This is a genomic window from Actinomyces sp. ICM47, assembly GCF_000278725.1.
In the GTDB taxonomy this organism is placed as follows: Bacteria; Actinomycetota; Actinomycetes; order Actinomycetales; family Actinomycetaceae; genus Pauljensenia.
Window position 1 is genome coordinate 1 of the sequence record NZ_ALCA01000089.1, and the last position, 13,339, is coordinate 13,339.

Consider the following 13,339-nt stretch of genomic DNA (forward strand, 5'->3'; position numbering starts at 1 on the left):
CCGGCCACCGTGGAGGCACCCGGGGTCGTTCCCGACGAGGCCGGGGCCGGGCTGGGCGCGCCACTGCCTCGTCCCTCGAGGGAAACGCGGCCATCACGCACGTGGATCGTGTGCGGCAGGCGCGCGGCGACCGCCGGGTCATGGGTGACGAGGACGAGGGATGCGCCCGTGGAGGTGCAGGCGCTGGTCAGGAGGGACATGACCTCGCCGCCGGTCGCCTGGTCGAGGGCTCCCGTGGGTTCGTCGGCGAAAATCACCGAGGGGTTGGTGGCGAGCGCACGACCGATGGCGACGCGCTGGGCCTGGCCGCCCGAGAGCTGGCCGGGCCGATAGGGGCCGGCACCGTCGAGGCCGAGGTTCGCGAGGATCTCGCGAGCCCGGGCAATAGCCTCCGATTTGGGTGTGCCCGCCAGCATGAGGGGCATCGCGATGTTCTCTTGCGTGGGCAGCTCAGGCAGGAGCTGGCCGTCCTGGAACACAAAGCCGAAGCGGCGCAGACGCAGGGTGGACAAGGCGCGTTCCGACATGGTCGTCATCTCTTCGCCATCCAGGGTGATCGACCCGGAGCTGGGGCGCAGCACGCCCGCCAGGCAATGCAGGAGGGTCGTCTTACCGGAGCCGGAAGGACCCATGATCGCGACCTGTGTGCCCTGCGGGAGCGTCAGATCGACACCCGCCAGCGCGTGGACGGGCGTGTTCCCACGCATGTATGTCTTCGTTAGTGCTCGGGTCACCAGGCCCGCGTTGTTCTCAGTCATGCCTCCACGTTATTCCCGAGGCACATCTCACTTCCATGAGGGGCTGCCCTGGTTGCCCCCTGAGAGTCCCCCGACACGTCGACAGAGACGGCGGAAATCTCCCCTCCCCACGGCACTATGTCAATCATTTATCGGCATGTGGAATTTTGTTCCCACACCTCACGACACATGGGCATATGACCGATAGGATCGGTTTTGTCCATTCTGACTGTCAGAACGGCATTACTCCAAGGAGAGCACCATGGGTCTGGAAGATCTGAAGAAGCAGACTGAAGAGAACATTGAGAAGGTCGTCGACGCGACCAAGGAGAAGGCCGAGGAAGCCAAGGACAAGCTCACCGAACTGGCTGGCGAGGCCAAGGACAAGGCCAAGGAAGCCACCCACGCCGCCAAGGGCAAGGCTGAAGAGGTTGCCGACAAGGCCAAGGACAAGCTCGGCAAGTGATCTGACGAAAGGGGCTGGGCCGCAGGGCCCGGTCCCTTTTGTATACCCGCGAGGAGTCCTCGCGCATACTCGCGGGGACGCGCAGGTACCGCAGTTGCTACGTTTGACGCATGACTGCCGTCCTGGATCCCCTCGCCGCTCAGCTGCTGCTACGCGCCTACGCGCGGGCCACGAATATGCTCATCGCGGGGCGTTCCTTCGCGACGGACGACCCGACGCTGGCCGCCCTGCTGCGCGCGTTCGGTGCGCACGTGGGCCCGCTGTCGGACGCCGAGGGAACCCCGGCCTCGCCCCCGGTCGTGTTCGCGCTCGAGGAGGACGCGACCCCCAGGCTCGGGGCGATCACAGTCCTGGCTCCCGGAGGCACCTTCCGGGCGGTCGTCGCCCCCGACGGGCGCACCATCACGGGTCCCGGCGACGAGGGGCGCATCGAGTGGGCGCGCACCCACATGCCCGTCACCGAGGCGGCGGCACGCACCCTGGCTCCCCTGGTTGCGGGCAGGAGCGTGGGGCTTTCTCTCGTCCTGGAGCCGAAGACGGCGTCCCTGGCCCTCATGCTCGCCGAGGCCGGGGCGCGCGTGAGCGTCTTCGGCTGGGCGTCGGAAACCCGCGAGGACGTCGCGGCCAGGCTGCGCGACGCTGGCATCCCCGTGTTCGCGGACTCGAGCGCATCCCGCGAGCGAGAGTGGCAGCTCGCGCGCGATTTCCTGGCTCAGCGCAGCGAATTCCTGCTGGACGACGGCTCTCACCTGATCCGCCTGGCGCACGATACGGAACGCTGCCCGGGCGTTCTGGACGCGCTGGTCGGCGCGGCGGAGGAGACCACTTCGGGGCTGCGCCCCCTGCGTTCTTTCGACCTGCGCATTCCGGTTCTGGCCTCGAACGATGCGCGGTCAAAGACCCTGTTTGACAACGCCTACGGGACGGGTCAGTCGTGCTGGACGACGATCCTGGACCTGATTGACCCGCGCGGCGGAGGCGCGCCCGTGGCGGGGATGAGCGTCGTCGTCATCGGCTACGGCGACGTGGGCCGCGGCTGCGCGCGTTTCGGCGCGGCGCTCGGTGCCCGCGTGACCGTCGTGGAGCTGGATCCCGTGCGCGCCTTGCAGGCGTCGATGGACGGTTTCACGGTTGCCTCGCTGGAGGATGCTGTCCCGAGCGCGGGCATGCTGATTTCCGCGACGGGCGAGCGGGCGACAATCCCGCTGAGCGCGCTGGAGGCCGCTCCGGACGGCGCAATCGTCACGGTCGCCGGCGGCGTCGACGGGGAGGTGTCCATCGACGAGGCCGTGGCCGCCTCCTGGATCATGGCCGAGTCGGGTGATCCCCACGTGCAGGCCCTCACCAGCCCCTCCGGTAAGACGCTGCGCGTCCTCGAGCGCGGGGAGGGTATCAACTACACGGCGGGTGAGGGAAACCCCATCGAGATCATGGACATGAGCTTCGGCGTGCAGCTGGCGTCCCTGCGCGAGCTCCTCACCCGTGGCAGCGAGCTGGCCCCCGGCGTGCACGACCTGCCGCGCGAGGCCGACGACGCGGTCGCGGCGGCTGCGCTGCGTGCGCTGTCCCTGTCATAGTCGCAGCTCACGCCCACCTGCGGGCGGGCGCGCCCGCCCCACTCCTACACTGTTAGTCAGCGTCCCCCACCGAAAGGTCCCCCATGAGCGACGTGGTCGTCTGGTCCGCCGGCATGGTCATCCCAATCACCGCCCCCTCGATCCTCGACGGCGCTGTTGCCGTGCGCGACGGGCGCATCGAGCACGTGGGAGCGCGCGGCTGGGTTATCGACACGCTCACGCAGCGTGGCCTTTCCTTCACCGAACGCCACTTCGACGGCGTGCTGCTCCCCGGCCTCGTTAATGCGCACACGCACCTGCAGTACACGGGTATGGCGTCCGTGGGAGCCGGGCAGTACCGCGGTTTCGACAGTTGGGCGCGCGCTTTCGACGAGGTCTACGACGCGGGCGGCCTGGACTGGGGAGGCGACGCAGCCGAAGGCGCGCGGCTGCTCCTAGGAAGCGGCACGACCGCTGCCGCCGACGTGGTGACGGACGCCGCCGCGGCCTCGGCGCTGCACGACGCTGGGCTGCACGGCGTCGCCTACTGGGAGGTCATGGGCTGGTCGAACGAGGAGTGGAAGGCTCGCGGCGAGCGCGAGGTCTCCGCTTCTCTGGACGCGATGCCGACCCCTCCGGGCGTGGGTATTTCCCCGCACGCCCCCTACTCCCTCGACGCCGAGCCTCTGCTGGACCTGCCCGACATGGCGAGGCGTCGCGGCATGCGCATCCACATTCACCTGGGCGAGTCCCACTCCGAGGCCGAATGGTCTGAGACGCGCACAACCGCCCTGGCCGACCTGTGGAAGAGTGAACACTCCTCGTCGTTCACGGCGATGCGTTCACGCGGCGGCGGCTTCTCCTCGACGCAGTTTGTCGATCAGTTGGGCGTCCTCGGACCCGACTGCCACGTCGCACACGGCGTGTACATGCGCGCCGACGACCGCAGACGGCTGCGCGCCCGGCAGACGGCCGTGGCACTGTGCCCGCGCTCAAATCAGGTGATCGGCCTGGATGCACCGCCAGTCGCCGCCTACCTCACCGAGGGAAACATGATCGCGGTGGGCACGGACTCCCTGTCCTCCTCCCCCTCCCTCGACCTGCTTGAGGACGTCGCTCTCCTCTTCGATCTGGCGCGAGTTCAGGGGTATGAGGATCAGGATCTGGCGCGCCGCCTCCTGCAGGCAGCGACCCTGGGCGGTGCCACCGCGATGGGCCTGGCGACGGGTCCCGACCGCCTGGGTCAGCTCCAGTCGGGCGCGGTCGCCGACATGTGCGTCGTCGACGTGCCCGTCACCTCGATCGTGGAGACCATCGACACCGTCGCCCGCCACGGCGCCGGGCGCGTCGTCGAGACCGTCGTGTCCGGGCGCGTGCGCTACTCGGCCTCGCGCTGACCCTGTCGTTTCCTTACCGTTCAGCCGGTCTTTCTCTTCGTTTGGAGTGTTGCATGACCGACGTGTCCCCGCTGATTGACGCCATAGGTTTCGCGCCCCACCCATTCACAGCGCACTCACGTGCACACACCCCTAGGATGATCGCATCCGCCCGGAACATTCGAGCGGTTTTTCTAAGGAGGACACATGGGTCTGGAAGATCTGAAGAAGCAGGCTGAAGAGGGCTTCGAGAAGGCCAAGGAAACGATCGGCGAAGAGAACGTCGAGAAGATCGTTGAGGTCGCCAAGGACAAGGCGACCGAGGTTGCCTCCGGTCTGAAGGACAAGTTCCAGAAGTGACCTGACGGAAAGGGACCGGGCCCACGCGGCCCGGTCCCTTTCCACATTTGCGCGTCACTGTGTCCCATTCCCCTATCGTTTGTTTTCCCCGCACTTGCAACGTTTTCTCTCCCCTACCTTGTTCCATTGTTTCGTGCTTTGAAACGACGCCAGCGCGCCCGTTGGAGCGTCGATACTCTCAACAGGTCAGACCCGCCGATCACGGCGGGATCCCCCACGTCACTGGGAGGCCCCATGCGCCGCTCTGTCCGTTCCCTCGCTGCCGTCGCCGCCGTCGCGGCCCTCGGCCTGGCCGCCTGCTCGGGCGGCACGAACTCCTCATCTTCCGCCGACGCCGAGCAGACCTACGGCCCCGGTGCCCTACCGACCGTGACGGAAGGCAAGCTCACCGTCGCCACCTCCGATCCCGCCTACTCGCCGTGGATCCTGAACAACGACCCGGCCTCGGGCGAAGGCTACGAGTCGGCCGTCATCTACGCCCTGGCCGAGGAACTCGGCTACAGCGCGGACAACGTCCAGTGGGTGCGCGCCACCTTCGAATCGTCGATCACGCCCGGCGCGAAGGACTGGGATCTGAACATTCAGCAGTTCTCCATCACCGACGAACGTCGTAACGCCGTCGACTTCACGTCCCCGTATTACACGACCTCCGAGGCCATCATCGCCAAGGCCGGTACCCCAGCCGCCGATGCGAAGTCCATCGCGGACCTGAAGGACGTCCTGATCGGCGTCCAGGCGGGCACGACGTCGCAGCAGTTCGCCTCCGACACCCTGGAACCCGGGCTGTCCCAGAAGCTGCAGATGTTCAACTCTTCCGACGACACGGTCCTGGCCCTGCAGACGGGCCGCGTGGACGCGATCGTCGTTGACCTGCCCACCGCGTTCAACATGATCGCCACGCAGGTTGACAACGGTGTGGTCGTCGGCCAGTTCGCGGACGCCCAGGACGGCGAGAACTACGGCATCGTCCTGCCCAAGGGTTCGAAGCTGACCCCCACGGTCTCCGCAGCTGTTGATCGCCTGGCCGAATCCGGCAAGCTCGACGAGCTGCAGGAGAAGTGGCTGAACGAGGCACAGAACGTGCCGATCCTCAAGTGAGGCCCCAGGCTCATGAGTGACTACTCGAGTGACGCGCTGGCCACGCCCCCCGTTTCGGCGGTGGAGCGTGGTCGGCGCGCTTATCGACGCAAGCAGACGACCCGGTCGGTCCTCATTTCCCTGGCCTCCACGATCGTGGTGGCGGGCATCCTCATCGCCGTGGTCGTCAACTCCGACGGGTGGGAGGCCACCCGCAATACCTTCTTCAACGGCAAGTACTTCGTCCAGGCTTTCCCGCAGGTCTTGTCCGGCCTGTGGCTCAACATTCGGATCCTGCTGGTCGCGGTCCTCGGCGTCGCCGTGTTCGCGACGCTGCTGGCGGCCGCGCGTACGCTGGGCGGGCCCGTGTTCTTCCCGATCCGTTTCCTGGCGGCGGCGTACACGGATATTTTCCGAGGCGTCCCCTTCCTGGTGGTCCTCTACCTGATCGGCTTCGGTATCCCCGCTCTCAATCCGACGACGCGTATCCCGACCGCTGTTTTGGGCACTGTTGCGCTGGTGCTGACGTATTCCTCGTATGTGGCCGAGGTGCTGCGTGCCGGCCTCGACTCGGTGCACCCGTCCCAGCGTTACGCGGCCCGTTCGCTGGGCCTGACTCACGGGCAGACGCTGCGCATGATCATCGTGCCGCAGGCGATCCGCAAGGTGACGCCCGCGCTGATGAACGACTTCATTTCGATGCAGAAGGACGTGGGCCTGATCTCGGTCTTGGGCGCGGTGGACGCGATCCGCTCGGCACAGATGGTTCAGGCCAAGACCTACAACATGACGTCGTACGTGGTTGCCGGCCTGCTGTTCATCGTTTTGTCGTTCCCCTTCATTCGCTTGTCGGACTGGTACACGGCCCGGCTGCGTAAGCGCGAGCAGATGGGAGGTACCGTCTGATGTCGGTCACCGAAATGAACGAGGCATCGGCGCACGCCGCTCGGTCGGCCACCCCGGTCCTGCGTGCCGTGGGCGTCGTCAAGCGCTTCGGCGACAACGTCGTGCTGCGCGGCCTGGACCTGGACGTCGCTTCGCACGAGGTCGTGGTCCTTTTGGGCGCGTCGGGCTCGGGAAAGTCGACGCTGCTGCGCTGCGCCAACCTGCTGGAGCGGGTGGATGACGGGCAGATCTTTTTGGGCGGCGAGGACATCACGGATCCGCGCGCGAACGCGGATAAGATCCGTGCGCGCATCGGCGTGGTGTTCCAGCACTACAACCTGTTCCCGCACATGTCGGTGCTGGATAACGTGACGTTGGCGGCCCGCAAGGTGCACGGCTGGGAGAAGGGCCGCGCGCACGAGCGCGGCCTGGAGCTGCTGGATCGCATCGGGCTGAAGGATAAGGCGAAGGAGTATCCGGATCGCCTGTCGGGCGGCCAGCAGCAGCGCGTCGCGATTGCCCGTGCGCTCGCCACGAACCCGGAGCTGCTTCTGCTGGACGAGATCACAGCTGCGCTGGACCCGGTGCTCGTCGGCGAGGTCTTGGACCTCGTGCGCGAAATCAAGGCTCAGGGATCGACCATTCTCATGGCGACGCACGAGATCAGTTTTGCTCGCCAGGCGGCCGACCGCGTCGTGTTCCTCCGCGGCGGCCAGATCGTTGAGCAGGGTCCGCCGGAGCAGGTGATCGACGACCCGCGCGAGCAGGCCACCAGGGATTTCCTAGCGCGAATCCTGCGCTAACTCCTGAGCGACACGGAAGGGGGCGACCGGCTCACAGCCGGGTGCCCCCTTTTCTCGTACCCGCGCGCGGAACCGGAAGGTGGCCACGGCCTCGTCCCAACATGCTAGAGTCTCATCTGTACGGATATATTCCGTACAGATGAGAGGAGACAGTCGATGAGCAGCACAAAGACACGACGCCTGGATCTGCGTCTTACCGAAGAACAGGACGCGCTCATCCGTCGGGCGGCCGAACAGGACGCCCGCAGCATCAGCGATTTCATCCTGTCCACCGTCACGATGGAAGCCCAGCGCCGCCTCGCAGACCAGCGCTTCTTCATGCTGAACGAAGAGGACCACGCCCGCTTCGAAGAGATTCTGCAGGCACCGCCGACGGACGATCCCAAGCTGCGCAAACTCTTTGATCGCCCCTCGCCCTTCGGCACTCACATTGACCTGAGCACACCGAAAATTTCCGAGAACTGATGTACGCAGCAGTCCTGCAAGAGCCTCGCCCCCCTTGAGCGGCGAGATGACCGATCACGCTTCCAATCGGGGAACCCCGAGATTGACGACTGGTTCCACCGATTCGCATGGCAGAACCACGCGACCGGTAACGCGCGCGTCTTCGTCGCTACGCAGGGGCCGGAAACGCTAGGGTTTTACGCCCTTGCCACGGGAGCCGTGGAGCGCATCAGACTCCCAGAGTCTCTCAAGCCGCAACGACGTCCGGATCCGTGCCCCGTTCTCCTCCTTGCGCGCCTCGCCGTCGATCAGCGCGCGCAAGGACGAGGCATCGGCGCAGCCCTGCTCACAGATGCCCTCCTGCGAACCTATCGACTGAGCAACGACGTCGGATTCACTGCGCTCCTCGTCCATTGCGCTAACGACCGAGCACGCGAGTTCTACCTTAACCAGTCCTCAAACTTTGTTTCCTGCCCCGGAGCGGAGAACCACCTGGTGTTGCCGCTACGTGCCCTGCGGGAGTTTATCGATGCTCTGTGAGGCACCCCGATTGGGCGTCAATACGTGAGGGCCCGGGATCGCGGCGATCCCGGGCCCTCACAGGGTCAGTGTCAATAGTGCCAGATCAGTTGGCGCCCTCGGTCACGGTCACCTTGAAGTCGGTGGTGATACCGTCCTTGTCGGTAACGGTGACGGTGACGGGGTCCGCGTCCTCACCGGTCACCTTGAGGGGATGCAGGGTGATGACGTTCTTCTCGGGCTTGCCAACGGAGAGGGTCTCGGGGTCAGAGACCTCAACCTTGTAGTCGGCTGCCTTGTCAGACTCGGGCAGCGTGACCTTGAGGTCGCGCTTCTCGGGGACCTTGACACCCTGGTCGCCGATTTCGGCGATGGTGTTCTGGATGGTCTCGACGTTGCTGGGCGTCACGTAGTTGGCGCCGGTGTTGTCGGAGCAGCCGGTCAGGGCGGTGACGCCCAGGCCGAGTGCGAGCACTGCGGTGAGGATGGAACGCTTGTTCATATCTCCATCATAGGCAGCGGACCTTACAACGATGCGTCACGATGCCAGCTTTTGGGACAACGTACACACGCGTCACAGGGACCAGACCAGCGCCCCCGACTCCACGTCCGCCCAGAATGCTCGCGCGAGATCCGCCCACTGCTGCGGGAACTGCAGCTGTGCACTGTGCGCGCCACCGCGGATGACACTCTCTCGCGCACCCAAATCCGAGGCCTCCTCCGCGTACCAGGCGGGCGGCCACACCTCATCCTGATCCCCGTACAGCACGTGCACGGGCACGCCCGTGGCCGCCAGCGCGGGGGTGTCGGGGCGCAGCTGGGAGAGGATACGGGCGATGCCGACCAGGTTTTCCGAGGCCGTGTCCAGTGCGCGAACACGTTGGAATTCGGCCCATCCGACGCCGGGTTCGTCAAAGTTCATGTCGGGGAAGTAGGCGCGCAGCACCTGCTCACGCGCGCCGGGACCCGTGGGCAGGGGGTCAAGGATCGGCAGGGTGTTCATCCAGTCGTAGACGACGCGACCCGAGCAGAACAGGGTGACGGAGGCGAAGAGGTCAGGCCGGGCGACGACTGCCGCGCGCGCGACGATGCCGCCGAAGGAGTGTCCCACGAGGTGCACGCGCCCCGTGGTCCCAGCCCAGGCCTCGGCGACGGCGATGAGGTCACCGACAAAGTCGCTCATCCCGTACGCACCCAGGCCGGCGGGCGCGGCGGACCCGCCCTGGCCTCGTTGCGAATAGGCGAGGACGTCCCAGCCCGCCTTCCCCAGGAAGGGCAGGACGGGCGCGTAGTCCTCCTTGGATCCCGTGTAGCCGGGAACGAGGAGCGCGCGGTTCTCCCCCGCTGCGTCCGGGGCCGAGGCGGCGGAAATCGCGGGGGTACCGTCGACGAGGGCGGGTGCGCTCGGGCCGGTCAGCAGGCCGCTCAGTTCGCCGGCCGGGGAGGGCACGGCGACGGGCGTGACGTTTGCTGCCAGCGCAAAAGGTCCGAAGGGATCTATTTGTTTCACGCACCCAATCGTAGAATGAACGCATGACAAACGAGACGATTGCGAGCCAGCTCGCCCACCGCACGATCCGCGCCTACAAGGATCAGCCTCTCACCGAGGCCGAGGTTACCACGCTGATGGACGTGGCCCGCCACACCGCCACCTCCTCGTTCCTGCAGTCCTGCACGATCCTGCACATCACCGACCCCAAGGTGCGTGAGGCGATCGGCGCCGCGTCCGGCCAGCCCTACGTGGGCGGCACGAAGGGCGATCTGTTCATCTTCGTGGCCGACCTGTACCGCAACAGCCGCATCCGCGCCGAGCAGGGAATTTCCTCGGAGGCCCTGGGGTCGATCAACCTGTTCCTCACGGCCCTTGAGGATGCGCTCCTGGCCGCGCAGAACGTGGTCGTGGCCGCCGAGTCGATGGGCTTGGGCACCGTCTACCTCGGCTCGATCCTCGCCGATCCGCGCACCGTCGTCAAGGCGCTCGAGCTGCCGGAGCTGACCTTCCCGATCGTCGGCCTGCTCGTCGGCCACCCGGACCAGGAGCCCGGCCAGAAGCCGCGCATGCCCCGCTCTGTCATGACCGCACAGAACACGTACCCACGCGTCGAATCCTATTCCGAGACGCTCGCCGACTACGACCGCGAGGTCACCGAGTACTACGACCTGCGCTCGGGTTCGCGCCTCGAGTCTTTCTCGCACCTGGTCGCCACGAACATCGGCGTGGGCGGTGCGCACGTCTCTCCTATCATGGAGGTTCTCCACGAGCAGGGGCTGTGTCTGCGCTGACCCGTTTTCATTGACGAGGCCGTGGTCTCCCCTCGTGGTCACCTGACCGCCCGGGGTGCCACGGCCTCGTCGCATGCGGAGCTTGACACGCGCTTACAATGTATGTATGGCTGAGCTTGGTTTTTCCACCTACGTGTTCATCGAGCGCATCGCCGCGAACGCGGCCGCGCTGCATCCCTTCCCGGAGCATAACGTGGCGCTCGTTCGGGACGCGCTGGCGGACGCCGGCTTCGAGATCACACTGCTCGGCCCGAATGCGCCGAAGGTCGGCGAGGGCGTGTACTTCCAGCCCGAGCCCTTCGGGGATGAGGTCATCGGGCTTCTCGCGGACGCCTTGACCCTGCGCGGTATCGGCGCCTACGGGTACGCGCTCGTGGATTCGTCGCTGGGTGGGGAGCTGGCCGACATCGCCCTGTTTATGCGCGTGGGTGACGTGTTCCCGCGCCACGGTCGCCGCATCCTCATGACCCGCATGTACATTCATCGCACCCCCACGGGCGCGGGCAACAAGGCCGTGACCTGGGCGTTCGGCTCCCCTGCCGACCTGGAGGAAGCGAACCAGCTACTGTCGGAAAAGTTCGACACCGAACCCGTTTCGGACCCTCGCGGCATGGCCGCCATCGAGATCCGCCACCCAGAGTTCGCGGCGGGCACAGCCGAGCCGATGATCCTCCTCGACGACATCTTCCAGGTGCTGGGGGCCGCTGGTTTCGAGGGCATTACCATGTGTAATGATCCGGGCAACCCGCGTGCCAGGGGCTGACAGCCTGGGCCGCTGCTCACCATCGTCGAGGCCTGCTCCGACCCCTGTGTCATCCGCTATGACAGCGTTATCGCAGGTTCCACCGGGAGGTTCTGGGCAGGTTTTTCCCGTTTCTCGTGCGTTCCTCCGAAACTAGACCCGCGCCCCGATAGCCCATAGGATGGTGGTAGCGCATACATCTACCGCACGGTACGAGACGGGTTCGCCACGCGTGACACCTGGACCGCACTGAGCGGATGATCTGGAAGGAGGCGCGCCCGTGACATACGAAGCCAGCTCGACACTGTTCTTCATCTTCATGATCATGATGATGATATTTATCGTGCTTGTGTCGCCACTCGGAAAGGCACTTGGCACCCAATTCAAGCGGAGATCTCTCAACACCCGCTATTCGCAGCTCGACCCCCTCGTGCGCCAAGTCCTGGCCGACACGGACGGCGACCGCACGAAAGCCGCCCGCAGGCTGCGCCGCAAGACCCTGCTCCCCGCTGCCACCATCAATACCCTCCTCTCCCTCTACACCGATCATGCATAACGACGCACTGCCCTTCACCCTTGTCGTATTCTTCGTCATCTTCTTTTTCCTGATGCTCGCGCCCATGTTCTACGCGGTCGTCATGGGCGTGCGCGAAAAGAACCTCCAGATGGAGCGCGAGCGCCTGGTACAGCTCTACGGGTTCGACTTCGAGCGCATCCGGCAGGACGAACCCCTGCTCATGGAGCACATTCACCGGCTCATCCCCATGATCGGGATCGTACCGACGATCCGATACGTCTCCTCGGCCGCGGGGCTGCCCATCGACGTCGCCCAGATCCTCGTGTGCAGTGAACCCGCCGCCCCGCTCACCTCCAGCCCCTACCCGATGGCGCATCCTGGTTCGGCCGCACCACAGGTCGGCACGAGACCCTCCTACCCGATGTCATCTCGACCGGGCACCACGCAGTTCCAGCCGGACGAGGCCTCGGCATCCGATTCCGCCACGAGGGAGGCATCCGCGACGCGCACGACCAACCCGCGCGGGGCAACAACCGAATCGGGGCACGAGCGATGAGCACCACCGCAGTTCTCGGCGTCGTCGGCGTGGGCCTCGCTGCCTACCTCGTCGGTTTTCTCCTGTGGGCGACGGCCCGCTTCTTCACCAGCCGACGCAAGCCGTCATACGCGACGACACACAGGTACGAGGAGCTTCACCAGCTCGCTGGTGCCGCGCTACGCGAGGCGCACGGAGATCGGGCGCAAGCCGCCCGCATCATGCACCACGTGACACGCTTGCCTCGCCGCACCATCGACACTGCGCTGCTCCTGCACCGGTAAGGGACGATAGGGCGAGACGGGCAGCGAAGTGCCAGCCTCGCACTATCCCCCGGCCACTGGCAACACGATAACGAAGGGCCGTCGCTCGACCATCCACGGTCGAGTGGCGGCCCTTCACCTAGCCTCAGCGGATCGTATGCCAGGCGCGGGCACCGACGCAGATTCCGGGCACATCACGCTCAACTGACCTATTGGTCAGGAATATAGTGACGACCATCTCTTCTAGCTCGGTTTTGCAACCACTTGCCACAACTGCAAAACGCGACCCACACTTACCCCGCAAATAAAGCGCGAATGTACGTATTACGAGTAAATATAACAAAACTACACTCGTATGAAATGAAAGAAATAACTCAAATCCCTCAGCTAAAAATCACGAAAAGATAACGGGTGTAAAACTTGACCACGCGATCACCTTTAGATATATTTAAGGCCTCCGGAGACGAAATTTCGACGAACCAAGCCCTCCAGGTGGACTGGGAGCTGACCAGAAGAAAGAAGCAGCGATGTTTGAGCAGATCACCGCAGTTATCAACGCGTTCCTCACCTTTGTTGGTACCATTCTTGGCCTCTTCTCCTGATTAAACCCCGATCAGGAAAAGGGTTGCTCTGAGAGGCAACGCTTGATAGGAACCCCAGTCCCCCTAGCGGGGACTGGGGTTCTGCCTCATCCGCCGAGTTCAAGCACCAGGAAACCAGCGAACACTCCCATCAGCGCAACGCGGCCACGGCCTCGCCTCTCTCACAGACGCATA

Annotated in this window: 16 protein-coding genes and 1 pseudogene; 14 read left to right on the forward strand and 3 right to left on the reverse strand. The window is 65.3% G+C overall.

Going from position 1 to position 13,339, the window contains the following annotated elements:
• A partial coding sequence (locus HMPREF1136_RS05865) for an ABC transporter ATP-binding protein (RefSeq protein WP_009648424.1) occupies positions 1 to 758 on the reverse strand: 758 nt, incomplete at its 3' end.
• A gap of 241 nt (positions 759 to 999) precedes the next feature.
• On the opposite strand from HMPREF1136_RS05865, the gene HMPREF1136_RS05870 reads away from it, so the two are divergent.
• The 9 genes and pseudogenes from HMPREF1136_RS05870 (at position 1,000) to HMPREF1136_RS10690 (ending at position 8,244) form a co-directional block, all read left to right on the forward strand.
• Positions 1,000 to 1,203 (forward strand): hypothetical protein, encoded by a 204-nt coding sequence (locus tag HMPREF1136_RS05870; protein ID WP_009648420.1) that lies wholly within the window; start codon positions 1,000 to 1,002, stop codon positions 1,201 to 1,203.
• Positions 1,204 to 1,313: 110 nt separating this feature from the next.
• Positions 1,314 to 2,780: an adenosylhomocysteinase gene (locus HMPREF1136_RS05875; protein WP_009648432.1), complete on the forward strand. Its 1,467-nt coding sequence runs from the start codon at positions 1,314 to 1,316 to the stop codon at positions 2,778 to 2,780.
• A gap of 83 nt (positions 2,781 to 2,863) precedes the next feature.
• Positions 2,864 to 4,156, forward strand: coding sequence for an amidohydrolase family protein (locus HMPREF1136_RS05880; protein WP_009648425.1), 1,293 nt, complete (start codon positions 2,864 to 2,866; stop codon positions 4,154 to 4,156).
• Positions 4,157 to 4,342: 186 nt separating this feature from the next.
• A complete protein-coding gene (locus HMPREF1136_RS11050) occupies positions 4,343 to 4,495 on the forward strand; it encodes a hypothetical protein (RefSeq protein WP_009648419.1) in 153 nt (50 codons plus the stop codon).
• Between the two features lie 234 nt (positions 4,496 to 4,729).
• On the forward strand, positions 4,730 to 5,593 hold the full coding sequence (locus HMPREF1136_RS05890) for an ABC transporter substrate-binding protein (protein ID WP_009648426.1): 864 nt from the start codon (positions 4,730 to 4,732) through the stop codon (positions 5,591 to 5,593).
• A 12-nt stretch (positions 5,594 to 5,605) separates the two neighbouring features.
• Positions 5,606 to 6,478 carry an amino acid ABC transporter permease gene (locus tag HMPREF1136_RS05895; protein WP_009648433.1) on the forward strand — a complete coding sequence of 291 codons (873 nt, stop codon included), beginning with the start codon at positions 5,606 to 5,608 and terminating at the stop codon, positions 6,476 to 6,478.
• The gene (locus HMPREF1136_RS05900) at positions 6,478 to 7,260 is read left to right on the forward strand and encodes an amino acid ABC transporter ATP-binding protein (protein WP_009648430.1); all 783 of its coding nucleotides are present in this window, start codon (positions 6,478 to 6,480) and stop codon (positions 7,258 to 7,260) included. Before HMPREF1136_RS05895 ends, HMPREF1136_RS05900 begins: the two co-directional genes overlap by 1 nt.
• Before the next feature lie 156 nt (positions 7,261 to 7,416).
• Positions 7,417 to 7,725, forward strand: coding sequence for a type II toxin-antitoxin system TacA family antitoxin (locus HMPREF1136_RS05905; RefSeq protein WP_009648434.1), 309 nt, complete (start codon positions 7,417 to 7,419; stop codon positions 7,723 to 7,725).
• Positions 7,725 to 8,244, forward strand: a pseudogene (locus HMPREF1136_RS10690) (GNAT family N-acetyltransferase). The gene HMPREF1136_RS05905 and the pseudogene HMPREF1136_RS10690 overlap by 1 nt, the downstream one beginning before the upstream one ends.
• An 85-nt stretch (positions 8,245 to 8,329) precedes the next feature.
• Here HMPREF1136_RS10690 and HMPREF1136_RS05915 read toward each other — a convergent pair.
• On the reverse strand, positions 8,330 to 8,725 hold the full coding sequence (locus HMPREF1136_RS05915; protein ID WP_009648428.1) for a hypothetical protein: 396 nt from the start codon (positions 8,723 to 8,725) through the stop codon (positions 8,330 to 8,332).
• A gap of 72 nt (positions 8,726 to 8,797) precedes the next feature.
• Positions 8,798 to 9,733 carry an alpha/beta fold hydrolase gene (locus tag HMPREF1136_RS05920; protein WP_009648423.1) on the reverse strand — a complete coding sequence of 312 codons (936 nt, stop codon included), beginning with the start codon at positions 9,731 to 9,733 and terminating at the stop codon, positions 8,798 to 8,800.
• 23 nt (positions 9,734 to 9,756) lie between these two features.
• On the opposite strand from HMPREF1136_RS05920, the gene HMPREF1136_RS05925 reads away from it, so the two are divergent.
• The 5 genes from HMPREF1136_RS05925 (at position 9,757) to HMPREF1136_RS05945 (ending at position 12,584) form a co-directional block, all read left to right on the forward strand.
• The gene (locus HMPREF1136_RS05925) at positions 9,757 to 10,506 is read left to right on the forward strand and encodes an NADPH-dependent oxidoreductase (protein ID WP_009648431.1); all 750 of its coding nucleotides are present in this window, start codon (positions 9,757 to 9,759) and stop codon (positions 10,504 to 10,506) included.
• Positions 10,507 to 10,612: 106 nt separating this feature from the next.
• Positions 10,613 to 11,269 carry a hypothetical protein gene (locus HMPREF1136_RS05930; RefSeq protein ID WP_009648427.1) on the forward strand — a complete coding sequence of 219 codons (657 nt, stop codon included), beginning with the start codon at positions 10,613 to 10,615 and terminating at the stop codon, positions 11,267 to 11,269.
• Positions 11,270 to 11,528: 259 nt separating this feature from the next.
• A complete protein-coding gene (locus HMPREF1136_RS05935; RefSeq protein WP_009648422.1) occupies positions 11,529 to 11,804 on the forward strand; it encodes a hypothetical protein in 276 nt (91 codons plus the stop codon).
• Positions 11,797 to 12,321: a hypothetical protein gene (locus tag HMPREF1136_RS05940; protein ID WP_009648421.1), complete on the forward strand. Its 525-nt coding sequence runs from the start codon at positions 11,797 to 11,799 to the stop codon at positions 12,319 to 12,321. The genes HMPREF1136_RS05935 and HMPREF1136_RS05940 overlap by 8 nt, the downstream gene beginning before the upstream one ends.
• Positions 12,318 to 12,584 (forward strand): hypothetical protein, encoded by a 267-nt coding sequence (locus HMPREF1136_RS05945; RefSeq protein WP_009648429.1) that lies wholly within the window; start codon positions 12,318 to 12,320, stop codon positions 12,582 to 12,584. Before HMPREF1136_RS05940 ends, HMPREF1136_RS05945 begins: the two co-directional genes overlap by 4 nt.
• Positions 12,585 to 13,339 lie beyond the last annotated feature (755 nt).